Source organism: Actinomycetospora chlora (genome assembly GCF_039542135.1).
Classification (GTDB): Bacteria; Actinomycetota; Actinomycetes; order Mycobacteriales; family Pseudonocardiaceae; genus Actinomycetospora; species Actinomycetospora chlora.
Map to the genome: position 1 here is coordinate 77,835 of NZ_BAABHO010000020.1, position 22,457 is coordinate 100,291.

General features: G+C 74.6%; 21 protein-coding genes. 13 read left to right on the forward strand and 8 right to left on the reverse strand.

Annotated elements, in window-relative coordinates; genetic code table 11:
• The first annotated feature begins 1 nt into the window (after position 1).
• From recX to ABD994_RS14405, 4 genes are all read left to right on the forward strand, one after another.
• Complete coding sequence (gene recX / locus ABD994_RS14390) at positions 2-646, forward strand: recombination regulator RecX (protein ID WP_345415669.1); 645 nt, start codon at positions 2-4, stop codon at positions 644-646.
• Positions 647-864: 218 nt separating this feature from the next.
• A complete protein-coding gene (locus tag ABD994_RS14395) occupies positions 865-1,701 on the forward strand; it encodes a hypothetical protein (RefSeq protein WP_345415673.1) in 837 nt (278 codons plus the stop codon).
• Positions 1,701-3,734, forward strand: coding sequence for a fumarate reductase/succinate dehydrogenase flavoprotein subunit (locus ABD994_RS14400; protein WP_345415677.1), 2,034 nt, complete (start codon positions 1,701-1,703; stop codon positions 3,732-3,734). The genes ABD994_RS14395 and ABD994_RS14400 overlap by 1 nt, the downstream gene beginning before the upstream one ends.
• A gap of 2 nt (positions 3,735-3,736) precedes the next feature.
• Entirely contained in the window at positions 3,737-4,606 is an 870-nt protein-coding gene (locus tag ABD994_RS14405; protein WP_345415680.1) for a succinate dehydrogenase/fumarate reductase iron-sulfur subunit, read from the forward strand.
• A 45-nt stretch (positions 4,607-4,651) separates the two neighbouring features.
• Here the strand turns inward: ABD994_RS14405 and ABD994_RS14410 are convergent, their stop codons facing one another.
• The gene (locus tag ABD994_RS14410) at positions 4,652-5,122 is read right to left on the reverse strand and encodes a hypothetical protein (RefSeq protein WP_345415683.1); all 471 of its coding nucleotides are present in this window, start codon (positions 5,120-5,122) and stop codon (positions 4,652-4,654) included.
• 35 nt (positions 5,123-5,157) lie between these two features.
• The gene (locus ABD994_RS14415) at positions 5,158-5,703 is read right to left on the reverse strand and encodes a GNAT family N-acetyltransferase (RefSeq protein ID WP_345415734.1); all 546 of its coding nucleotides are present in this window, start codon (positions 5,701-5,703) and stop codon (positions 5,158-5,160) included.
• A gap of 94 nt (positions 5,704-5,797) precedes the next feature.
• On the opposite strand from ABD994_RS14415, the gene ABD994_RS14420 reads away from it, so the two are divergent.
• The 3 genes from ABD994_RS14420 to ABD994_RS14430 are packed head-to-tail and all read left to right on the forward strand — an operon-like array spanning position 5,798 to position 9,202.
• Positions 5,798-7,216, forward strand: coding sequence for an APC family permease (locus tag ABD994_RS14420; RefSeq protein WP_425550058.1), 1,419 nt, complete (start codon positions 5,798-5,800; stop codon positions 7,214-7,216).
• Between the two features lie 22 nt (positions 7,217-7,238).
• Complete coding sequence (miaB, locus tag ABD994_RS14425; protein ID WP_345415691.1) at positions 7,239-8,759, forward strand: tRNA (N6-isopentenyl adenosine(37)-C2)-methylthiotransferase MiaB; 1,521 nt, start codon at positions 7,239-7,241, stop codon at positions 8,757-8,759.
• Positions 8,756-9,202, forward strand: coding sequence for an Rv2732c family membrane protein (locus ABD994_RS14430; RefSeq protein ID WP_345415694.1), 447 nt, complete (start codon positions 8,756-8,758; stop codon positions 9,200-9,202). Before miaB ends, ABD994_RS14430 begins: the two co-directional genes overlap by 4 nt.
• Here the strand turns inward: ABD994_RS14430 and ABD994_RS14435 are convergent, their stop codons facing one another.
• On the reverse strand, positions 9,203-10,546 hold the full coding sequence (locus ABD994_RS14435; protein WP_345415697.1) for a DUF349 domain-containing protein: 1,344 nt from the start codon (positions 10,544-10,546) through the stop codon (positions 9,203-9,205).
• A gap of 139 nt (positions 10,547-10,685) precedes the next feature.
• On the opposite strand from ABD994_RS14435, the gene ABD994_RS14440 reads away from it, so the two are divergent.
• Both ABD994_RS14440 and miaA read left to right on the forward strand, forming a co-directional pair.
• Positions 10,686-11,399 (forward strand): class III extradiol ring-cleavage dioxygenase family protein, encoded by a 714-nt coding sequence (locus ABD994_RS14440; RefSeq protein ID WP_345415700.1) that lies wholly within the window; start codon positions 10,686-10,688, stop codon positions 11,397-11,399.
• Between the two features lie 7 nt (positions 11,400-11,406).
• Positions 11,407-12,345: a tRNA (adenosine(37)-N6)-dimethylallyltransferase MiaA gene (gene miaA / locus ABD994_RS14445; protein ID WP_345415703.1), complete on the forward strand. Its 939-nt coding sequence runs from the start codon at positions 11,407-11,409 to the stop codon at positions 12,343-12,345.
• A 64-nt stretch (positions 12,346-12,409) separates the two neighbouring features.
• On the opposite strand, the gene ABD994_RS14450 is transcribed toward miaA, so the two are convergent.
• Complete coding sequence (locus tag ABD994_RS14450) at positions 12,410-14,380, reverse strand: MDR family MFS transporter (protein ID WP_345415706.1); 1,971 nt, start codon at positions 14,378-14,380, stop codon at positions 12,410-12,412.
• A gap of 50 nt (positions 14,381-14,430) precedes the next feature.
• Positions 14,431-15,036, reverse strand: a complete 606-nt coding sequence (locus tag ABD994_RS14455; RefSeq protein WP_345415710.1) for an acyl-CoA-like ligand-binding transcription factor — start codon at positions 15,034-15,036, stop codon at positions 14,431-14,433.
• 106 nt (positions 15,037-15,142) lie between these two features.
• Between ABD994_RS14455 and dapF the strand changes: the two genes are divergently transcribed.
• Genes dapF through ABD994_RS14470 form a run of 3 tightly spaced genes read left to right on the forward strand, consistent with a single transcriptional unit; the run spans position 15,143 to position 18,558 of the window.
• A complete protein-coding gene (dapF, locus tag ABD994_RS14460) occupies positions 15,143-16,003 on the forward strand; it encodes a diaminopimelate epimerase (protein ID WP_345415737.1) in 861 nt (286 codons plus the stop codon).
• 42 nt (positions 16,004-16,045) lie between these two features.
• Positions 16,046-17,572 carry a GTPase HflX gene (gene hflX / locus ABD994_RS14465; protein ID WP_425550059.1) on the forward strand — a complete coding sequence of 509 codons (1,527 nt, stop codon included), beginning with the start codon at positions 16,046-16,048 and terminating at the stop codon, positions 17,570-17,572.
• A 17-nt stretch (positions 17,573-17,589) separates the two neighbouring features.
• Positions 17,590-18,558 carry a hypothetical protein gene (locus ABD994_RS14470; RefSeq protein ID WP_345415713.1) on the forward strand — a complete coding sequence of 323 codons (969 nt, stop codon included), beginning with the start codon at positions 17,590-17,592 and terminating at the stop codon, positions 18,556-18,558.
• Positions 18,559-18,585: 27 nt separating this feature from the next.
• Here ABD994_RS14470 and ABD994_RS14475 read toward each other — a convergent pair whose 3' ends face one another.
• Together ABD994_RS14475 and ABD994_RS14480 are read right to left on the reverse strand one after the other, a co-directional pair.
• Complete coding sequence (locus ABD994_RS14475; RefSeq protein ID WP_345415716.1) at positions 18,586-19,761, reverse strand: MFS transporter; 1,176 nt, start codon at positions 19,759-19,761, stop codon at positions 18,586-18,588.
• Entirely contained in the window at positions 19,758-20,429 is a 672-nt protein-coding gene (locus ABD994_RS14480) for a FadR/GntR family transcriptional regulator (protein ID WP_345415719.1), read from the reverse strand. The genes ABD994_RS14475 and ABD994_RS14480 overlap by 4 nt, the downstream gene beginning before the upstream one ends.
• Positions 20,430-20,566: 137 nt before the next feature.
• Between ABD994_RS14480 and ABD994_RS14485 the strand changes: the two genes are divergently transcribed.
• Positions 20,567-21,304 (forward strand): YoaK family protein, encoded by a 738-nt coding sequence (locus ABD994_RS14485; protein ID WP_345415722.1) that lies wholly within the window; start codon positions 20,567-20,569, stop codon positions 21,302-21,304.
• A gap of 18 nt (positions 21,305-21,322) precedes the next feature.
• On the opposite strand, the gene lexA is transcribed toward ABD994_RS14485, so the two are convergent.
• Entirely contained in the window at positions 21,323-22,099 is a 777-nt protein-coding gene (gene lexA, locus ABD994_RS14490; RefSeq protein ID WP_345415725.1) for a transcriptional repressor LexA, read from the reverse strand.
• Positions 22,100-22,457: the final 358 nt, after the last annotated feature.

The window sequence follows — 22,457 nt, forward strand, 5'->3', positions numbered from 1 at the left end:
GATGGGTGCCCGCGAGGGGGTCGGGCGGCGCCGGACGCCGCGGGGGCGCGCGCCGGAGCCACCGGACACCGACGGCGCCGACGACCCACCCGCCGACCCCGAGTCGGTGGCGCGCACCATCTGCCTCAACCTCCTCACCACCCGTGCCCGTTCGCGGGCCGAGCTCGCCGACGGGCTCGCGCGCCGGGGCGTCGAGGACGACGTCGCGGGCCGCGTGCTCGACCGCCTCGACGCGGTGGGCCTGGTCGACGACGCCGCGTTCGCCGAGCAGTGGGTGTCGTCGCGGCACCGCCACCAGGGCCTGGGCAAGCGGGCGCTCGCCGGCGAGCTGCACCGCAAGGGCGTCGATCGCGAGACGGCCACGACGGCGATCGACGAGATCGGGCGCGACGACGAGCGGGCCCGGGCCCGCGAGCTCGTCGAGCGCCGCCTGCCGTCGCTGGCCCGCCACGACGACACGGTGGCCTCCCGGCGTCTCGTCGGGATGCTCGCCCGCAAGGGCTACGACGCGGGCGTCGCCTACGCCGTGGTCCGCGAGGCGCTCTCCGGGCGGGACGCTCCCGACCCCTCCGGCGGGCCCTCGCGCGAGGAGGCGCTCGACGCCCTGCGCAGTGCCGCCGACGAGGCCGCTGACCAGGGAGGATGACGGCCGGCCACGGCCGGACGATCACCGGAGTGGCCATCGTCACGCCATGGCAGCGGGGTGACCCGGGCGACATCGGTGTTTGACGCGTCGTAGTGTGCGGCGCACCACAGAGCGTGGCGTCCGCGGGTCTCCCGCCCTGCCGCCGCCGGTCCTCGCGACCGGCCGGCGACGCGACCCGCCGGCGCACGCGCGTCACTGACGACGAGGACCGGAGCAGCGTGACCACCACACACGACTCCGGGACGTACCGGCCGCCGGCGCCGGGACGACCCGACATCCGACAGCGCACCCTGCGCACCGACCGCTGGTGGCTGCCGCCGCTGGCGAACGCGCTGGGGCTCGCGACGTTCGTCGTCTACGCGACGATCCGCTCGCTGTGGGGCTCGGCGTACTACGTCTCCGAGTACCACTACCTCTCGCCGTTCTACTCGCCGTGCGTGAGCGCCTCGTGCATCCCCGAGGCGAGCCACCTGGGTCAGTGGTTCGGCGAGATGCCGTGGTTCCTGCCCTACGCGCTGGTGTCGCTGCCGTTCCTGCTCGGCTTCCGCCTCACGTGCTACTACTACCGGAAGTCGTACTACCGGGCCTTCTGGTCGTCGCCGCCGGCCTGCGCGGTGGCCGAGCCGCACACCAAGTACACCGGCGAGACGCGGTTCCCGCTGATCCTGCAGAACGCGCACCGGTACTTCTTCTACGTCGCGTTCGTGATCTCGATCCTGAACACCTACGACATGGTGCTGGCGTTCCAGAGCACCGACCCGGCCACCGGCCGGACGTCGTTCGGGCTCGGGCTCGGGACGCTCATCCTGCTGATCAACGTGATCGGGCTCTGGCTCTACACGCTGTCGTGCCACTCCTGCCGCCACGTCACGGGCGGCCGGCTCAAGCACTTCTCCAAGCACCCGGTGCGCTACCGGGTCTGGACGACGATCTCGAAGCTCAACACCCGCCACATGCTGTTCGCCTGGCTGACGATCGGGACGCTGATCCTCACCGACCTCTACGTCATGCTCGTCGCGAGCGGCACCATCTCCGACCTGCGGATCGTGAACTGATGACGGACCCCGCGAAGGACACCGCGATCGACCCCGGCACCGCCACCGCCTTCGAGGCGGCCGGCGCCCCCGAGACCGGCGAGGCCCCGGTCACCCACCACACCTACGACGTCCTCGTCATCGGGGCCGGCGGGGCGGGGCTGCGGGCCGCGATCGAGGCCCGGATGCGCGGGAAACGCGTCGCCATCATCTGCAAGTCGCTGTTCGGCAAGGCCCACACGGTCATGGCCGAGGGCGGGATCGCGGCGTCGATGGGCAACGCGAACCCGAACGACAACTGGGAGGTCCACTTCCGCGACACCATGCGCGGGGGCAAGTTCCTCAACAACTGGCGGATGGCCGAGCTCCACGCCAAGGAGGCCCCGCAGCGCGTCTGGGAGCTCGAGACCTACGGCGCGCTGTTCGACCGCACGCCCGAGGGCAAGATCAGCCAGCGCAACTTCGGTGGTCACCAGTTCCCGCGCCTGGCCCACGTCGGTGACCGCACGGGCCTCGAGCTGATCCGCACGCTGCAGCAGAAGATCGTCTCGCTGCAGCAGGAGGACTTCGCCCGCACCGGCGACTACGAGTCCGACCTCGCGGTCTTCCACGAGTACACGATCACCGAGCTGCTCAAGGACGGCGACCGGATCGCCGGCGCGTTCGGCTACCGGCGCCCCACCGGCGAGCTCGTCTGCTTCCACTCGGCGGCGGTCGTGCTCGCGACGGGCGGGGTCGGCAAGTCGTTCAAGGTCACGAGCAACTCGTGGGAGTACACCGGCGACGGCCACGCGCTGGCCCTGCGGGCCGGGGCGAAGCTGCTGAACATGGAGTTCGTCCAGTTCCACCCCACCGGGATGGTCTGGCCGCCCAGCGTCAAGGGCATCCTCGTCACCGAGTCGGTGCGGGGTGACGGCGGCGTCCTCAAGAACTCCGAGGGCGAGCGCTTCATGTTCAACTACATCCCCGAGGTGTTCCGCGAGCAGTACGCCACCAGCGAGGACGAGGGCGACCGCTGGTACACCGACGCCGACAACAACCGGCGTCCGCCGGAGCTGCTGCCGCGCGACGAGGTCGCCCGCGCGATCAACAACGAGGTCAAGGAGGGCCGCGGCTCCCCGGCCGGCGGCGTCTACCTCGACGTCTCCAGCCGCATGCCGGCCGCGGAGATCACCCGCCGGCTGCCGTCGATGTACCACCAGTTCAAGGAGCTGGCCGACGTCGACATCACGGCGGGCCCGATGGAGGTCGGCCCGACCTGCCACTACGTGATGGGCGGCGTCGAGGTCGACCCGGACACCGCGGTGTCGGCGGTGCCGGGCCTGTTCGCGGCCGGCGAGGTCGCGGGCGGGATGCACGGCAGCAACCGCCTCGGCGGCAACTCGCTGTCCGACCTGCTGGTGTTCGGCTGCCGGGCCGGTGCGGGCGCGGCCGCGTACCTCGACGGGCTCGGGGAGGCCGTCCCGACGGTGTCCGACGCGTCGGTGACGTCGGCCCGCGAGGACGTCGAGCGCCCGATCCACAACTCGGGCGGCGAGAACGCCTACACGGTGCACCAGGAACTGCAGCAGACGATGAACGACCTCGTCGGCATCATCCGCAAGGCCGACGAGATGGAGCTGGCGCTCAAGAAGCTCCACGAGCTGCGCGACCGCATCCCGCGGGTGGCGGTCGACGGGCGCCGGGCCTACAACCCGGGCTGGCACCTCGCGCTCGACCTGCGCAACATGCTCATGGTCAGCGAGTGCATCGCGATGGCGGCCCTCGAGCGGCAGGAGAGCCGCGGCGGCCACACCCGCGACGACTACCCGACGATGGACGAGAACTGGCGCCAGGAGCTGCTGGTGCTCTCCCTGCGCGACGGGGAGGTCCGGCTGGAGCACCAGGGCCAGCCGGCCATGCGCTCGGACCTGTTCGACCTCTTCGAGCTCGACGAGCTCAAGAAGTACTACACCGGTGACGAGCTGGGCGGTCACCGGTCCGACGCCCCGGTCCGCAAGGACGAGGTCAACGCCGACGACCCGGGCAGCGAGCACTCCGGAGGGGGAGCGTAGGCATGGGCTACCAGGGCCGTTTCAAGGTCTGGCGCGGCGACGCCGAGGGCGGCGACTTCGCCGACTACCGCGTCGACGTCGAGGAGGGCGAGGTCGTCCTCGACATCATGCACCGGCTCCAGGCCACGCAGGCCGGGGACATGGCGGTGCGCTGGAACTGCAAGGCCGGCAAGTGCGGGTCGTGCAGCGCGGAGATCAACGGACGTCCGCGGCTGATGTGCATGACCCGGATGTCGACCTTCGCCGAGGACGAGGAGATCAGCGTCGCGCCGATCCGGACGTTCCCGGTGATCCGCGACCTCGTCACCGACGTCGACTTCAACTACCAGAAGGCCCGCGAGGTGCCGGCGTTCGCGCCGCCCGAGGACCTCGCGCCCGGCGAGTACCGGATGGCCCAGGCGGACGTCGAGCGCTCGCAGGAGTTCCGCAAGTGCATCGAGTGCTACCTGTGCCAGAACGTCTGCCACGTGGTGCGTGACCACGAGGAGAACAAGGAGCCGTTCTCCGGTCCGCGCTACCTCATGCGGATCGCCGAGCTGGACATGCACCCGCTCGACGTGCGCAACCGCAAGGAGGACGCGCAGGAGGACCACGGCCTCGGGTTCTGCAACATCACCAAGTGCTGCACCGAGGTCTGCCCCGAGCACATCAAGATCACCGACAACGCGCTGATCCCCATGAAGGAGCGCGTCGTCGACCGCAAGTACGACCCACTGGTGTGGCTCGGTAAGAAGATCTTCAAGCGCCAGGAGCTGGAGCAGCGCGGCGCGACGGGCGCCCGCTCGCTCGACCACCCCGGCCCGGACAACGGCTCGGCACTGCCGGCCGACAGCATCGGGCACATCGAGCAGCGCGGCGGTGCGCAGGCCTAGTGCGTGCGGTGGACCCGTGTCCTCGGGACACGGGTCCACCGGCTCTCAGTCGATCGCGGCGAGCGCCTCCGGCCCGCCGACGGCCGCCCAGAAGCGGTCGTTGGCCTCGCGGTCGCGGTCGAACGTGTCCAGCTGCGCCCACCGGCCGTCGCGCATCGCGATGAGGTAGACGGCCAGGTTGTCGAACACGGCGTCGCCGACGCGGCCGGTCTCGTGGACCAGCATGACCACGCGCTCGTCGTCGCCGTAGATCGCCTCGAGGTCCTGGCGGAAGGTGCCGCCGAAGAACGTCAGCCACTGCCCGTAGAAGGCGAAGAAGGCGTCCTTGCCGTCGATGACGTGCAGGTGGGCCGGCACGCCGTTGTCGTGGTTGATCATGACGAAGTCGGTGGGCAGCATCGCGTCGAACGGGCCGACGTCACCCTGCTGCGCGGCGAGGAACGCCGTGCGCGTGGCGGTGACGTGCGGGTGCTCGGTGCCGGTGCTGGTGGTCGTGCTGGTCGTGGGGCTGGTCATGGGGTCCCCCTCGGGTCGGTGCGGTGCGCCCGACGCTAGGGACGCCCGCCCCGGGGAACGTCTGCCGAGCGGCAGACCCCCTCGAGGTCCCGGCGCATCGCCAGGCGCGGCCACCGGTCGAGGCCGCGGGCGCTCTCGGCGCGGCGGATCGCCCGCAGGCCGGGACCGAGCTCGTCGTCCGCGAGGGCCCGGAAGCCCAGACGCGCGTAGTACGGCGCGTTCCACGCGACGTCGCGGAAGGTCGTGAGCGTGACCGCGTCCCGGCCGGCGTCCCGGGCCCGGGCGACGAGGTCATCGACCAGCCGCGCGCCCAGCCCGCGCCGAGCGCGGTCCGGGTGCACCGAGACCTGCTCGAGGTGTGCCAGCCCGTCGACGACGTCGTCCATCGCGTAGGCGACGACCCGGCCGCCGTCGTCGACCACCCACAGCCCGCCGTGGTCGAGCGCCCCCTGCAGCACCACCACTGGCGGCGGGGCGTCGTCGGCGATCGCGTCCATCCCGACGTCGCGGAAGACAGCGCCCGCGGCGTCCTCCAGCGCGCGCAGGTCCTCGAGCTCGTCGGGGCGGGCCGCCCGGATCACCGGTTCCACGGCGCCGGACGGTACGGCGCGGCGCCGACAGATCGAAACGGATACTTCACGCGAAAGGGGTGCGAACGGCGCGTATTCCGGCAGGATGCCGTGCGTGACCACCGACGACACCGCCACCGCCCGGGACGAGGGCTCCGATCAGGGCCTCGTGCGCGCGATCGGGCCGAAGCTGCTGGTCTTCTTCATCATCGGCGACATCCTGGGCACCACGATCTACGCCCTCACGGGCACGGTGTCCGAGCGGGTCGGCGGCGCGCTGTGGCTGCCGTTCCTGCTCGCGTTCGTGGTCGCCTTCATGACCGCGTTCAGCTACCTGGAGCTGGTCGGCAAGTACCCGCGGGCGGCCGGGGCCGCGCTCTACACCCAGCTGGCCTTCCGGCGCCCGTTCGTCACGTTCCTCGTGGCGTTCACGGTCATGTGCTCGGGCATCACGTCGGCGGCGTCGGCCGCGCAGGCCTTCGGCGGGCGCAACCTCGAGGCGATCGTCGGCGAGCTGCCGAGCTGGGTGACGCCGCTGGTGGTCGTGGCGTTCCTCGTGATGCTCGCGGTCATCAACTTTCGCGGTGTCGGCGAGTCGGTGAAGGTCAACGTCGTCCTCACCACCATCGAGATCCTCGGCCTGCTCATCGTCATCGTGCTGGGGGCGTGGGCCGTCATCAACGGCGCCGGTGACGCGTCGCGGCTCACCGAGTTCGCCACGTCGGCGCCCGAGAGCTCGATCTTCTCCGAGCCGGCCGTCCTGCTCGCGATCTCGTCGGCCACCGCGCTCGCGTTCTTCGCGATGGTCGGCTTCGAGGACTCGGTGAACATGGCCGAGGAGACCGTCGACCCGCCGCGCACCTTCCCGCGCGCGATGCTGCTGGCCATGGGCATCACGGCGACGATCTACCTGGTCGTCGCCCTGCTGGCCTCGACGCTGGTGCCCACCGAGGAGCTGGCCGCGGCCGAGAGCGGGGCGCTGCTGCGGGTGGTGCAGACGGCGTCGCCGTCGTTCCCGGCGATCCTCTTCGCGGCGATCACGCTGTTCGCGGTCACCAACACCGCGCTGATCAACATGATGATGGCCAGCCGCCTGCTCTACGGCATGGCCAAGGAGCGGATCATCCCGAACGCCTTCGCGAAGGTGCACCCGGGCCGCCGCACGCCGTGGTTCGCGATCGTCGTCACCAGCGCCCTCGCCGTGGTGCTCGTGCTGCTGCTGGAGATCTCCGAGCTCGGCAGCATGACGTCGCTGCTCCTGCTCGCTGTGTTCACGCTGGTCAACATCGCGGTGCTGGTGCTGCGCCGCGACGAGGTCGGTCACCGGCACTTCCGGGCCCCGACCGCCATCCCGGTCGTCGCCGCGGTGCTGTGCGCCTTCCTCGCGAGCCCCTTCTCCGGCCGCCCGCCGAAGGAGTACCTGTTCGCCGGCATCCTGCTGCTGCTCGGCGTCATCCTGTGGGGCATCAACCGCGCGACGACGGGCCGGGTCGAGGACTTCGACGCCGAGAAGCTGGGCAAGTAGCGGGCGCCTACCCTGGACGGCGATGACTGCTGTGTCGCCGGCGACCTTCCACATCCGCACCCACGGGTGCCAGATGAACGTGCACGACTCCGAGCGCCTGGCCGGGGTGCTCGAGGAGGCCGGCTACGCCCACACCGAGGACGCCGACGGCGCCGACCTCGTGGTGTTCAACACCTGCGCGGTGCGCGAGAACGCCGACAACAAGCTCTACGGCCAGCTCGGGCGCCTCGCGCCGGAGAAGGCCCGCCGGCCGGGGATGCAGATCGCCGTCGGGGGCTGCCTCGCGCAGAAGGACCGCGAGACGGTGGTCCGCCGGGCGCCGTGGGTCGACGTCGTCTTCGGCACCCACAACACCGGCTCGCTGCCGGCCCTGCTCGACCGGGCCCGGCACAACGGCGAGGCCCAGGTCGAGATCCTCGAGGCGCTCGAGACCTTCCCGTCGCACCTGCCCGCGCGCCGCGACTCCGCCTACGCGGGCTGGGTGTCGATCTCGGTCGGGTGCAACAACACCTGCACCTTCTGCATCGTCCCCTCGCTGCGCGGCAAGGAGGTCGACCGGCGGCCCGGCGAGATCCTCGCCGAGGTCGAGGCCCTCGTGGCCGAGGGCGTGCTCGAGGTGACGCTGCTCGGGCAGAACGTCAACGCATACGGCGTCTCGTTCGACGACCGCGCGAGCGGGCGCACCGCGTTCGCCGACCTGCTGCGCTCCTGCGGGCGCGTCGAGGGCCTCGAGCGGGTGCGCTTCACGAGCCCGCACCCGCGCGACTTCACCTCCGACGTCATCGCCGCGATGGCCGAGACGCCGAACGTGTGCCCGCAGCTGCACATGCCGTTGCAGTCGGGCTCGGACCGGGTGCTGCGGGCCATGCGCCGCTCCTACCGCGCGAAGCGCTACCTCGACATCGTCGACGAGGTGCGCACGGCGATGCCGGAGGCGGCGCTGACCACCGACATCATCGTCGGCTTCCCGGGCGAGACCGAGGAGGACTTCGCCGAGACCCTGCGGGTCGTCGCGGCCTCCCGGTTCTCGCAGGCGTTCACGTTCCAGTACTCACCACGGCCCGGCACGCCGGCGGCGACGCTGCCCGACCAGGTGCCGAAGGCCGTGGTGCAGGAGCGCTACGACCGCCTCGTCGCGCTCCAGGAGGAGATCTCCCTGGCGGGCAACCGCGAGCAGGTCGGGCGCGAGCTCGAGCTGGTCGTGTCCACCGGCGAGGGTCGCAAGGACACGGCGACCCGCCGGATGAGCGGGCGCGCCCGCGACGGCCGGCTCGTGCACTTCACGCCGGCCGGCGTCGCGGAGACCATCCGTCCCGGTGACGTCGTCACCGTCCGCGCCACCTACGGCGCGCCGCACCACGTCGTCGCCGACGGTGACGTGCTCGCCCACCGCCGCACCCGCGCCGGCGACGCCCACGAGGCCGGGCAGCGCCCCACCACCCCGCGCACCACCGGACTGGGCCTGCCGACCCTCGGGCCGCCGGCCGCGCCCCCCGCACCGACGGCCGGCTGCTCGGCCGTCCTGGAGGAGGTCCCGTCGTGACCGACCCCGACACCCACCCCGACACCGACACCGACGTCCCCCGCGCCGGCGCCCGCGTCGACCTCGGGCCCGGCGCCCTCGTCGCCGCGATCGCCGTGCTCGTGCTGCTGCTCGCCGCGGTCCTGCCGTGGACCGGGCTCGGCGCCTCGGGCTGGGAGGTCGTCCTCGGCGAGCCCGGGGTCACCGGCCTGCCGCGGCTGTTCGGCACCCTCGCGGTCGTGTTCGGCGTGATCGGCAGCGCGGTGTGCCTGTCGACGCGGCGCTGGCCAGCGGTGTTCGTCACCGCGGCCGGCTGCACCATCACGTCGGTCACCGGGCTGTGGGCGGTGTGGTCGCAGAACACCAGCGCGGGCAACGGGCCGGGCGCCGGGCTCTTCCTCGCCCTGCTGGCCATGATCGTGCTGGCCGGCCGCTGGGCGGGCTACGCGATCTCGCGGCGCTAGCTAGCGGGCCGCCTCCGCCGCCGCGAGCCACTCGCGCCACTGCGCCGCCTGGCGCTCGGCCTCCTGGGCGCGACGGTGGTCGCCGGCGGCGTACGCCTTGGCCGCCTGCGCCTCGTACTGCTCGACGCGGCTGCGGAACTGCCCGACGCGCGCCTCGGTCTCGGGGTCGACGGCCTGCCAGCGCCGGTCGACGGCGGCGCGGACGCGGTCCTCGACCTCCTTGAGGCGCCCGGCGAACTCCCGCACCCGCTCGCGCGGCACCTTGCCGATCGCGTCCCACCGCTCCTGCACGTCGCGCAGGGCGGCACGGGCGGCGTCGACGTCGCCGAGGTCGATGCGGCCGGCCTCGGCCAGCAGCTCCTCCTTGGCGCGGGCGTTGTCGGCGAACTCGGCGTCGCGGGCCGAGAACGCCTCCGAGCGGCGGGCGAAGAACGTGTCCTGCGCGCCGCGGAACCGGGCCCAGAGGGCGTCGTCGGCGTCCTTGCTGGTGCGCCCGGCGGCCTTCCAATCGGCCATGAGCTCCTTGTAGCGCCCGGCCGTCGGGCCCCAGTCGGTGGACTCGACGAGCCCCTCGGCCTCGGCGACCAGCTCCTCCTTGCGGGCCTTCGCCGCCGTGCGCGCGCGGTCGAGCTCGGCGAAGTGCGCACCGCGGCGGCGGGCGAACGTCTCGCGGGCGCGGGAGAAGCGCTTCCACAGGGCGTCGTCGGTCTTGCGGTCGACGCCCTTGACCGCCTTCCACTCCTCGATCATCGCCTGGAACCGGTCGCCCGCGTGCTTCCAGCGCGTGGTCTCCTCGGCGAGGGCCTCGGCCTCGGCGATCAGCGCCTCCTTGCGGGCCACCGCGTCGTCGCGGGCCCCGGCGCGCGCCGCCCGCTCGGCCTCCTCGGCGGCCTCCGCGGCGGTCACGACGGCGTCGAGCCGGGCGCCCAGCCCCACGACGTCGCCGACGACGGCGGCCTCGGCGAGCCGCTCCCGCAGGGTGGTCGCGCTGCGCAGCGTCGAGCGGGCGTCGCCGCGCCCGCCGGTGAGGCGCCGCACGAGCAGGTCGACCTCGGTGCGCAGGTCGTCGAAGCGCAGCGCGAAGTGGGCGAGGCCCTCCTGGGCGTCGCCGGCCTGCCACGAGCCGACCGCGCGCTCGCCGTCACCCGTGCGCAACCAGACCGTGCCGTCGTCGTCGACGCGGCCCCAGCGCCCCGGGTCGGCCGCCGCGGACGTCACCGCGGGGAACGTCGGCGCGGCACCACCGGCCGGGCCGGGTGCCGGGGCGTGCTGGTCCGCCACGAGCGGGGTCGCCGTGCTGCCGGGCGCGTCGGCGGCGACCCCCGCAGCCTGCTCGTCGGTCATCGGACCCGACACCTCCCGCTCCTACGGTCCGGGCATTCAAGCAGGTCCGGGCACCGGGCAGGAACTCCCTTCCCCGGTCCGGACCGCCGGCGAGCCGGTCCCCGTGCCGCTCGAGCGGCCCCCGGTTAGCCTCGAGGAGGTGATCTCCCCGGCGGCGGTGCTGCCCCACCCGCCCCTGCTCGTGGCCGAGCTCGCCGGGTCGGCCGCCGCGGAGACGGCCGACCTGCGGGCCGCGTGCCGCGACGTCGCCGCGCGCCTCGCCGCCGCGGGCGAGCGGTGGATCGCGGTGGGCGCAGCGCCCACCCCCTCGCGCCACGGTCCCGACACGCGCGGCACGTTCGCCGGGTACGGGGCCGACGTGCGGGTGGGGCTCTCCGCCGGCGCGAAGGTCGACCCCGACCCCGACCCCGAGCTGCCGCTGCCGGTGCTCGTCGCCGGCTGGCTGCGCGCGCAGGCGGGGACGGCCGGCGAGCGGGTGCGCATCGACGCCCACGTCCTGCCCACCGACACCCCGCCCGGCGAGGCCCACCGGACGGGGGAGGAGCTGGCGGCCGACGGCGACGCCGTGCTGCTGGTGCTCGGCGACGGCGCGGCCACCCACACCGCGCGGGCCCCGGGTGCGTTCGACGAGCGCGCCGCGGCCTACGACCGGGCGGTCGCCGACGCCCTCGGCGCCGGCGACGCCGCCGCCCTCGACGCCCTCGACCCGGCGCTGTCCGACGCCCTGCTCGTCGCCGGGCGGGTGCCGTGGCAGGTGCTCGCGGGTGCCCTGCCGCACCCCTCCGCGGCCCGCCTCGAGCACTCGTCGGCGCCCTACGGCGTCGCGTACCACGTGGCGATCTGGGAGCGCTGAGCGCGCTGTGACCCGCCCGTCCGGTCGAGCTCCGCTCCGCTTCGTCTCCCGCCCGATCGCGCTGGTCGGCCCCACCGCGACCGGGAAGTCCGACCTCGCGCTCGACCTCGCCACTGCGGTGGACGGCGAGGTCGTCAACGCCGACGCGATGCAGCTGTACCGGGGCATGGACGTCGGCACCGCGAAGCTGCCGGTCGCGGCCCGGCGCGGGGTGCCGCACCACCTGCTCGACGTCCTCGACGTCACCGAGACCGCGACGGTCGCGGCCTACCAGCGCGACGCCCGGGCCGCGGTCGACGCGATCCGCGCGCGGGGGCGGGTGCCGCTGGTGGTCGGCGGGTCGGGGCTCTACGTCCAGGCGGTGCTCGACGACCTCGCGTTCCCCGGCACCGACCCCGCCGTGCGCGCCCGCCTGGACGCCGAGCTCGCCGCGGTGGGCCCGGCCGCGATGCACGCCCGCCTGCGCGAGCGCGACCCCGACGCCGCCCGCGACATCCTGGCGAGCAACGGCCGGCGGATCGTCCGGGCGCTGGAGGTCGTGGAGCTCACCGGCCGCCCGTTCGCCGCGAGCCTGCCCCGCCCGGGCCGCCCCCGGCACGACGCGCTGCTGGTCGGCCTCGACCGGGACACCGAGGTGCTCGACGTGCGCATCGCGGCGCGGGTGGACGGGATGCTGGCCGCGGGACTGGTGGACGAGGTGCGCCGGCTCGCCGGGCAGGGCTTGCGCGAGGGGGTCACCGCGTCCCGGGCGGTCGGGTACCGCGAGGTGCTCGAGCACCTCGACGGCGCGATCGACCTCGACGAGGCCGCGCGCCGCACCGTCGTCGCCACCCGGCGGCTGGTGCGGCGCCAGCGCTCGTGGTTCCGCCGCGACGGGCGTGTGCGCTGGCTCGATGCCGCCGCCCCGGACCTGGTGGCGACGGTGCTGGACGCCTGGCGCAACTGAGCGAGGGGCACCCTCGCTCGGTCTGGGCGAGCGAGGGTGCCCCTCGGTCGGGACGCCGGCGGCGCTACCGCTCCGCGCCCAGCGCCACGGTCGGCGTGTCGAGGGCCGCGACACGGGCGTGGCGCCCGGAGTCGGGGCCGGTGTCGGGGCCGGCGTCCGACGTCAGCACGATGTCGCGACGCTGCGGGCCGGTGGCCCCGCCGAGGGCCTCGACGTGCGGCGTGCCGTGCCACTGGACGACCAGCAGGTGCGGGCGACCCGGCGCCGAGCCGTAGGCCGCGTACCGACCCTCGCGGTCGGCGACCGACCGGCCCAGCTGGCGCCCGTCGGCGTCGACGACGGTCAGGACGGCACCTGCGGCCGGCCGGCCGTCGTGGCGGACGGTGCCCGAGAGCAGGGGTCGGCTGACCGGCACGGGGGTGGTGACCGGGCCCGTCCTGGTGTCGGGCACCGAGGTCTCCTCCGGCGTCCCCGCACCCGTCTCCTCGATGTCGATCGTCGAGCGCAGCGGGACCTCCCGCAGGAGGACGATCGCGATGAGCGCGATCAGCGCCAGTGGCGCGGCCACGAGGAACAGCAGGCCGATGGCGTCGCCGTAGGCGTTCTCGATGACGGTGCGGATCGGGGCGGGCAGCGTGGCCAAGTTCGGGATCTGGCCGCTCGACGACGCCGTCGCCGAGGCGGGGACGCCGAGCCGGGCGAGGCCGTCGCTGATCGAGCTGGTGACCTGCGAGCTGAGCAGCGCGCCGAGCGCCGCGACACCGGCGGCACCGCCGAGCGAGCGGAAGAACGCGACGGTCGAGCTGGCCGCGCCCATCTCGCTCAGGGCGACCTGGTTCTGCACCGCGAGCACGAGGTTCTGCTGCGTGGCGCCGACGCCGACGCCGACCATCGCCATGAAGACCGCGAGCAGCCCGTAGGGCAGCGTGGCGCTGACGAACAGCCCCTCGAGCAGCAGCCCGGCCGTGAGCAGCACGCCGCCGCCGACGAGGTAGGGCTTCCAGCGGCCGTAGCGGGAGATCAGCTGGCCGACGATCGTCGACGACAGGAAGAGCCCGGCGATCATCGGGAGCGTCAGCAGGCCGGCCTCGGTGGCCGTCGCGCCGCGGGCGAGCTGGAAGAACTGCGAGAGGTAGACCGTCGAGCCGAACATGGCGACGCCGACGAAGAGGCCGGCGACGGTGGCCAGCGCGACGGTGGGGTTGCGGAACAGGTGCAGCGGGACGATCGGCTCGCGCACCCTCGACTCGACGACCACGGCCAGCACCAGGGCGAGGACGCCGCCGCCGACCCAGGCCACGGAGGCCCACGAGCCCCAGGCGAACTGGTGGCCGGCGAGCGAGGTCCAGATGAGCAGGGCCGAGACGCCGGCGGCGATGAGCACGGCGCCCAGGTAGTCGATGTGCACCTCGCGCTTGACCGTCGGCACGGTCAGGGTGCGCTGCAGCACGACGAGGGCGACGACGGCGATCGGCACGGTGACGTAGAAGCACCAGCGCCAGCCGATGGTGTCGACGATGACGCCGCCGATGAGCGGGCCGCCGACCGTCGCGACGGCCATGATCGCGCCGAGGTAGCCGGAGTACCGGCCCCGCTCACGCGGCGGGATGATCGCGGCGATCACGACCTGGGCCAGCGCCATCAGCCCGCCCATGCCCAGGCCCTGGACGACGCGGAAGCCGATGAGCTCGCCGGTGCCGGTCGTCAGGCCACAGAGCATCGAGCCGACGATGAACAGTGTGATCGCGAGCTGCACCAGCAGCTTCTTCGAGAAGAGGTCGGCGAGCTTGCCCCAGATCGGGGTGGACGCCGTCATCGCGAGCAGCGATGCGGTGACCACCCACGTGTACTGCGCCTGGGTGCCGCCGAGGTCGGCGAGGATCCGCGGCAGCGCGTTCGACACGATCGTCGAGGACAGGATGGCGACGAACAGGGCCATGAGCAGGCCCGACAGCGCCACCAGCACGTGACGGGTGCCGGGGAGGGCGCCGGCGGCGGACGTCGTCGCGGGCGCGGACGTCGCGGGTGCGGACATCAGGGGTTCTCCGTGCGGGAGCGGTGGGTGGGGGCGGTGGGCTGCGCGGGTCAGGGGGCGCGCGACGGTGGGTGCGCCAGCCCGGTCGCGAGGAGGTCCAGCGCCTCGTCGAGGCACGCAGCGAGGTCCACCTCGCCGTCGGCGGCGAGCCAGCGCGTGGTCGCCGCGCGGGTGGCGGACATGACGGCGGCGGCGGTGAGCGCCGGGTAGAGGTCGTGCTCGCCGAGGCCGGTGCGCCGGGCGATGACGGCGGCGAGACGGCCCTCGATGGTGGCGTAGGCGGCCAGCTGGTGGGGCACGAGCGCGGGGTTGGCGCGCACCAGGCGCACCTGGCGGACGACGTCCCGCCACCGCTCGTCGGCACCGCCGACCATCTCCCGCAGCACCGCGCGCACCGAGGCGAGCACCGGCTCGTCGGCCGGCCGGGCCTCGAGCTGCTCCTCCATGACCAGCGCGCGCTCGACGTCGGCGGCGACGACCGCCTCCTCCTTGGAGGAGAAGTAGTTGAAGAAGGTCCGGGCCGAGACGTCGGCGGCCTCCGCGATCTGCTCGACCGTGACGTCGGCCAGCCCGTGCTCGACCGCCAGCTCGAGGGCGGCCGCGCCGAGCGCGTGCCGCGTCCGCAGCTTCTTGCGCTCCCGCAGTCCCGTGGTCACACACCGACCGTACGCCCAAGTTGCATTGTCTGCATATTTGCTGACCATGCTGTTCTGCAGATCACGTACTTCTGCACTCAGGGCAGGCCTGGCGCCCCTCGCTACGCTGGGTCGCGTGGAGTTCGTCAAGGGTCACGGCACGGAGAACGACTTCGTCGTGCTCACCGACCCCGACGGCGAGATCGACCTCGACGCCGGGGACGGGGCGCTGGTGCGGGCGCTGTGCCACCGCCGGCGCGGCATCGGGGCCGACGGCGTCCTGCGCGTGGCGCGCACCGACGCGCCGGTGGCCGTCGCGGCCGGGGTGGACGCCGGCGCGGCCACCTGGTTCATGGACTACCGCAACGCCGACGGGTCGCTCGCCGAGATGTGCGGCAACGGCGTGCGGGTCTTCGCCCGCCACCTGCTGGTCGCGGGACTCGTCGCCCCCGGCACCCACCCCGTCGCCACCCGGGCGGGCACGCGCTGGGTGACGGTCGACCACCAGGGCCCGGTCACCGTGGACATGGGTCCGGCGATCCTCGGGCCGACCTCGACCACCCGCCTGGACGGGCTCGAGCTCACCGGGGTGGCCGTCGACGTCGGCAACCCGCACCTGGCGTGCGTGCTCCCCGCCCACCTCGCCCCGCGCCTCGACGCGCTCGACCTCGCCCGCCCGCCCGCGCACGACGCGACGCTCTTCCCGCGCGGGGTGAACGTCGAGGTCCTGACCCCGCTGGCCGACGGCGCGGTGACCCTGCGCGTGCACGAACGCGGCTCCGGCGAGACCCGCTCGTGCGGCACCGGCACGGTCGCCGGGGCCGTCGCCGCCCTCGACGCCGTGGGCCGCGGGACCGGCGCGGTCACCGTCCACACGCCCGGCGGCACGCTCGTCGTCGCCGTCGACGGGGCCACCACCACGCTGACCGGGCCGGCCGAGCTCGTCGCGCGTGGCACCTGGGGAGCGCCGGTCCCCGCGACACACTGAGGTGGTTTTCACCTTGCCGCGCGTGGAACCATGGACGGTGAGATGACAGAACCCGCAGCGCAGGACCCTCGCGTGTCGACGCCGTCGGCGACCCAGCCCGGCCCCGCGGGCCGTCGCGACCGCAGCAGCGACATCCGTCTCGACGAGGTGGCCGACCCCGGTGAGCCCACCGGCGGCGCCCTCGACCTCGAGGAGCGCGCCTCCCTGCGGCGCGTGCCCGGGCTGGTCGGCTCGTCCACCGAGCTCACCGACGTCACCGAGGTCGAGTACCGGCAGCTGCGCCTCGAGCGCGTCGTGCTCATCGGCGTGTGGACCTCGGGCACCGCCCGCGAGGCCGACGCCTCGCTCGTCGAGCTCGCGCGCCTCGCCGAGACGGCCGGCTCGGAGGTGCTCGACGGCCTCGTCCAGCGCCGCCAGAACCCGGACCCCGCCACGTTCGTCGGGTCGGGCAAGGTCGCCGAGCTGCGCGAGACGGTGCAGGCCACCGGCGCCGACACCGTCATCGCCGACGGCGAGCTCTCGCCCGGCCAGCTGCGCCAGCTCGAGGAGAAGCTCAAGGTCAAGGTCATCGACCGGACCGCCCTGATCCTCGACATCTTCGCCCAGCACGCCCGCTCCCGGGAGGGCAAGGCGCAGGTGGAGCTCGCTCAGCTGCGCTACTTCCTGCCCCGCCTGCGCGGCTGGGGCGAGTCGCTGTCCCGGCAGGGCGGCGGCGCCGGCGGTGGTGGCGGCGCGGGGGGCGGTGGCGTGGGCACGCGCGGTCCCGGCGAGACCAAGCTCGAGACCGACCGGCGGCGCATCCACCGCCGCATCGCCAAGCTGCGCCGCGAGATCGAGGGCATGTCGACGGTCCGCGAGACCAAGCGCGGGCGCCGCCAGAACCGCGCCGTGCCGTCGGTGGCCATCGCGGGCTACACCAACGCCGGCAAGTCCAGCCTGCTCAACGCGATCACCGACGCGGGTGTGCTGGTCCAGGACGCGCTGTTCGCGACCCTCGACCCGACCACGCGCCGGTGGGAGACCGCCGACGGCCGCGAGGTCACCCTCACCGACACCGTCGGGTTCGTGCGCCACCTGCCCCACCAGCTGGTCGACGCGTTCCGCTCGACGCTGGAGGAGGTCGGCGACGCCGACCTGGTGCTCCACGTCGTCGACGGTTCGGACCCGTCGGCGCAGGACCAGATCGCGGCGGTCCGCGAGGTGTTCGCCGGGCTGGAGACCCCTGTGCCGCCGGAGCTGCTCGTCGTCAACAAGGTGGACGCGGCCGAGCCGCTGGCGCTCGCCGAGCTGCGCGGCGCACTGCCCGGGGCGGTGTTCGTGTCCGCGCAGACCGGCGAGGGTCTCGACCGCTTGCGCGCGCGGCTGGCCGAGGACCTCCCGCACCCGGACGTCGAGCTCGAGGTGCTGCTGCCCTACACCGAGGGCGCGCTGGTCGCCCGCGCGCACGCCGACGGCGAGGTGCTCGCCGAGCGCCACACGGCCGAGGGCACGGAGCTGCACGCCCGGGTCTCCGAGGAGCTCGCGGCGTCGCTGCGCGCGGCGGCGACCGACCCGGCTCGCGTGCCCTGAGGCGCTCCCTGCTCGTCGTGCTGGTCCTGGCGGGCCTGCTCGTCCCGGCGGTCGCGTGGGCCGACCCGGCGGTCCGCTGCACGCTCGACGACCCCCGGCTCGCCGAGGCGTCCGGGCTGGTCGCCGACGCCGACGGGTACGAGGTCGTCAACGACAGCGGCAACCCGAGCACCGTCTACCGGCTCGACGACCGCTGCGCCGTGGTGGGCGAGCGCGAGGTGCCCCACCTCGGCCGCGACGTCGAGGACCTCGCCCGCACCCCCGACGGGACGCTCTGGCTCGCCGACACCGGCGACAACGACCGTCGGCGCGCGACCGTCGCCGTGCTGCGCCTGCTGCCCGACGGAGGCGAGCAGGTCGTGCGCTACACCTACACCGACGGCCCCCACGACGCCGAGTCGCTGCTGGTCGCGGCGGACGGGCGTCCGGTGGTGGTCACCAAGGACCTCGGCGGGCGCAGCGGTGTCTACGTCGGCGACGACGGCGTCCTGCGGCGGGCGGGCGAGGTCGTCGTGCCGGGGGAGGCGCTGACGACGTTCGGGTCGGGCACCTACACCGGCGGCGCGATCTCCGCGGACGGCCGGGTCGTCGCCCTGCGCACGTACGCCGACGCCTGGCTCTTCCCGGCGCCCGGCGGCACCACCACCGCGGAGGACGTCGTCACCGCCCTGCGGGCCGCGCCCGTGCGGGTCCCGCTGCCCGGCGAGGTGCAGGGCGAGGCGCTGGCCTTCGCCCCGGACGGGACGCTGCTCGCGACCGGCGAGACGCCGCGCGGCGAGCCGCCCGCGCCGCTGCACGCGATCCCCGGCGCGACGGCACTGGTCGACGGCGCCCCGACGGCGTTCCCCTCGCCGGTCGCCTCGCCGCCCGCCTCGGCCGGCCTGCCCGAGCCGCTCGCCACCGTCGGCGTCGTGCTGGCCACGGGTGTGGCCGCCGGGCTGCTCCTCGGCCTCGTGGCCCTCGTGCGCCGCCGCCTGTCCCGGTAGGGGCAGCGATCGGGCGGTTCGCTGCTTCTACGCGCGCGAACTCCCCGCTCGCTCGCCGGCTCCGCCCCGGTCCCCGTCCCGATCACGGAGGCGCAGGGTGCACAGCGCCGAGATGAGCGGACCCGCGAGGAGGACGGCGAGGGCGACGGTCGTGCCCTCGTGGTCGGCGAGGGCGCCGAGGACCGGCGACGCCAGCCCGCCCGCGCTGGTCGCGAGCCCGAGCGTCACCGACGCGGCGAGGCCCAGGTGGCGCGGGAGGTAGGCCTGGCCGAGCGTCGTGTGCACCGGCACGGGGACGCCGAGTGCCGCGCCGAGCAGAGCGGTCGCGGCGAGCGCGAGGACCGGCGAGGGGGCGAGCAGCGTGGCGCCGAGCAGGGGGACCGCGACGACGTAGGACCCGCGCAGCACCGCGGTGCGTCCCCACTGCCGCGTCAGGGCGCTGCTCGCGATCGTGGCCACCGCCCCCGCGCCCGTGAAGACGCCGAGCGTCGCCGCGGCGAGCCCCGGGCCGAACCCGAAGCGCACGGTCAGGTGCACGGCGAGGAAGGCGGACAGGCCGTAGAACGCCACCGACCGGGCGACCACGACGCCGGTGAGCCAGGCGAAGCGCGGCCAGTCGTCGCGCCTCGCCGCCGCGACGGTCGCGGCGCCGGCCACCACGGCGGGACCGGGACGCCGGCGCGGGAGGACCCCGAGCACCGCGGCCGCGACCGCGGGCAGCGCGAGCAACGGCGTCGCCGGGAGCCCCAGGCCGCCGACCACCACGGCGACGGCCGCCGGACCGGCCGCGAAGCCGGCCAGCCCGCCGACCGTTAACCAACCCATCCCGCGGTCGCCGGTGCCGGTGGCGTGCACCGCCCGGGCGGCCTCGGGGTGGTAGGCCGCGATGCCCAGGCCGGAGAGGAGGACCGCCGACCACGTGGCGAGGTAGGACCCGGTCAGCCCGACCGCGCCCACTCCGGCCGCGGCGACCAGCATCCCGAGGACCCGCAGGTGCGGGAAGCGTCGACGGTCGGCGAGGAGGCCGAACAGCGGCTGTGCGACCGACGACAGCACGGTCGCCGCGAGCACGAGCCCGCCGGCCTGCGTGAGGTCCCAGCCCCGGACCGCGACGAGCGCGGGGACCAGCGCCGGGACCGAGCCCTGGTAGAGGTCGTCGACGCCGTGCTCGACGGCGAGGCCGAGGGCCCGCCGACGGCTCACGCCGTGTCCCCGGCGCCGTCGGCGAGCAGCGAGCGGATCTCGCCCTCGCAGGCGTCGAGGTAGGAGCGGGTCGCCCGCGCCGCGGCCTCGGGGTCGCGGCGGGCGATCGCATCGACGAGCGCGTCGTGGTCGGCGGCGGTGTCGACGCCGCTGCCGGGGTCCGCGCTCTGGTGGTGGAACACGTCCTGCACGCCGTCGGCGAGGGCGTCGAACAGGCGCAGGAGCACGGGGTTCTGGGTCGCCGCGACCACCGCGCGGTGCAGGGCGAGGTCCGCCGAGGCCCACTCGCCGATCGCCCCGCAGGTGCGCGCGGCGCGCCGGTCGGCGATCGCCGCCTCGATCGCCGCGAGGTCGTCGTCGGTGCGCCGGAGCGCGGCGAGGCGGGCGGCCTCGATCTCGGGTCCGCGCCGGGCCTCGTAGACGTCGAGCGCCTCGCTGCGCCGCAGCCGCAGGGTCCAGGCGCCGCTGCCGGGGTCGGCGACGAACGTGCCCCGCCCCTGGGCGACCTCGAGCAGGCCGCGGTGGGCGAGCGCCTGCACGGCCTCGCGCACCGTCGACCGCCCGACGTCCAGCTCCACGGCCAGCTCGGTCACGGCCGGGAGCCGGTGCCCGGGCGGCCACTCGCCACTGCTGATCGAGGCGGTGAGCACGTCGATCACCTGATCCACCAGGCCACCCCGTCGTATCGGACGCATTCCCTACTCCTCAGGTCATCAGATGACCTGACCCTATGTCGGCCCGGTGCTGGCAGCAACGTCGATCGACGGATGCCCAGCACCCCGACCGCGCCCGAGAATGGGCGACCGTGACCGCTGCACCGCACGGCGACCGGACCGGGGCGTGGTTCTCCGGGCCCGTCCACGGCCCGCTCCCGATCCTCCTGCTGGTGATGACCGCCGCCACGGGACTCGTCGACGCCGTCAGCGTCCTCGGCCTCGGCCGCGTCTTCGTCGCCAACATGACCGGCAACGTCGTCTTCCTCGGCTTCGCGGTGGCCGGGGCGCCCGGCTTCGCCCTCGCGGCGTCGCTCGCCGCGCTCGGGGGGTTCCTCGTCGGGGCGCTGGCCGGGGGCTCGCTCGCCACCCGCCGGGCCCGGCGCCGGGGTCACCTGCTGCGCGACGCGGCGCTGGTGGAGACGGTGCTGCTGCTCGTGGCCGTGGGCCTGCTCATCGGGCTGAGCGGCACGCCGGGCAGCGGGCTCGCCTCGGCGGTCGCCGCGCTGGCGGCCATCGCCCTCGGCCTGCAGAACTCCGCGGTCCGCCACCTCGCGGTGCCCGACCTCACCACGACCGTCCTCACCATGACCCTCACCGGGATCGCCGCGGACGTGCGCTCGTCGGGCCGCGTGGTCGTCACCCGGCGGGTGCTGTCCGTGGCGACGATGTTCCTCGGGGCGCTGGCCGGGGCGCTGCTCGTGCTGCACGTCGGGCTTGCCCGGGCACTGCTGCCCGCCCCGGTGCTCCTGGCGGCGATCGTCGGGGTGCTCGCGGTGGTGGTGCGGCGGCCCGCGCCGTGGCAGGAGCCGGTGGGCGCCCGGGCGTGAGCGCCCCGGAGCCTGCCCTCAGAGTCGCCGCAGCACCGCCACGACCTTGCCGAGCACCGTCGCCTCGTCGCCGGGGATCGGCTCGAAGTCCGGGTTGTGCGGCAGCAGCCACACGTGGCCGTCCCGGCGCTTGAAGGTCTTGACCGTCGCCTCGCCGTCGATCATCGCCGCGACGATCTCTCCGTTGTCGGCCACGGGCTGCTGGCGCACGACCACCCAGTCGCCGTCGGTGATGGCGGCGTCGACCATGGAGTCGCCGGCGACGCGCAGGAGGAACAGCGACCCCTCGCCGACGAGCTCGCGCGGCAGCGGGAAGACGTCCTCCACGGCCTGTTCGGCGAGGATCGGGCCACCGGCGGCGATGCGGCCGACCACCGGCACGAACGTCGGCGCGGGGCGGTCGGCCCGGATCTCCTCGGTGTGGTCGGCCGTGTCGGCGCCCTCGAGCTCCTCGGGCAGCCGCACGTCGAGCGCCCGCGGACGGTTGGGGTCGCGGCGCAGGTAGCCCTTCTTCTCCAGCGTCCGCATCTGGTGCGCGACGGACGACGTGGACGTCAGGCCGACCGCGTCGCCGATCTCGCGGACGCTCGGCGGGTAGCCGTGGCGCTCGACGTGGTCGCGGATGACCTCGAGCACCTTGCGCTGGCGGGGCGTGAGACCGGGGGAGGCGTCGGCGTCGGCCGGCTCCGGGAAGGCGTGCACCCGGGCCGGCACGACGGCGGCCGTCTCCGGGGCCACCTCGGGCCCGGCCCCGGACTCGTCGGGGCCGTCGGGCCCCCGGGGCGTGCGTGCCATGGCCGTGTGTCCTTCCCACGTCGTGTCCGCCGACCCGGGCGGGGCCGGGCGTGCGGTCGCCCCGCGGGTGGCGGGGTCCTCGAGCGCGAAGTTAGCGCCGCGGAGCGACGGGATCAAACACGTGTTCGAACGACACGCCGGGCGATCCGTCGACGTTGTCGGGGGTCGGTGCTAGACATCGCACACGCGTTCGATCGAACGCGTGTGCGAGCCGAGGAGGTCGTCATGTCCCTGGACGCGAGCCGCTGCGACGTCGAGGTGCCGGGTCCGGTGCCGGGCGCGCCCGCCCGGGTGCGGCCCGCCGGCACGCGCCCGGCCCGGCCGGCGGAGGAGCGCGGGGCGGTGCGCCCGGCCGGGC

Bases quoted from the DNA above. Each gene is read 5' to 3' on its own strand.
- recX (WP_345415669.1), top strand. From the start codon at position 2: ATGGGTGCCCGCGAGGGGGTCGGGCGGCGCCGGACGCCGCGGGGGCGC.
- ABD994_RS14400 (WP_345415677.1), top strand. From the start codon at position 1,701: ATGACGGACCCCGCGAAGGACACCGCGATCGACCCCGGCACCGCCACC.
- ABD994_RS14405 (WP_345415680.1), top strand. From the start codon at position 3,737: ATGGGCTACCAGGGCCGTTTCAAGGTCTGGCGCGGCGACGCCGAGGGC.
- ABD994_RS14410 (WP_345415683.1), bottom strand. From the start codon at position 5,122: ATGACCAGCCCCACGACCAGCACGACCACCAGCACCGGCACCGAGCAC.
- ABD994_RS14420 (WP_425550058.1), top strand. From the start codon at position 5,798: ATGCCGTGCGTGACCACCGACGACACCGCCACCGCCCGGGACGAGGGC.
- miaB (WP_345415691.1), top strand. From the start codon at position 7,239: ATGACTGCTGTGTCGCCGGCGACCTTCCACATCCGCACCCACGGGTGC.
- ABD994_RS14435 (WP_345415697.1), bottom strand. From the start codon at position 10,546: ATGACCGACGAGCAGGCTGCGGGGGTCGCCGCCGACGCGCCCGGCAGC.
- ABD994_RS14450 (WP_345415706.1), bottom strand. From the start codon at position 14,380: ATGTCCGCACCCGCGACGTCCGCGCCCGCGACGACGTCCGCCGCCGGC.
- hflX (WP_425550059.1), top strand. From the start codon at position 16,046: ATGACAGAACCCGCAGCGCAGGACCCTCGCGTGTCGACGCCGTCGGCG.
- lexA (WP_345415725.1), bottom strand. From the start codon at position 22,099: ATGGCACGCACGCCCCGGGGGCCCGACGGCCCCGACGAGTCCGGGGCC.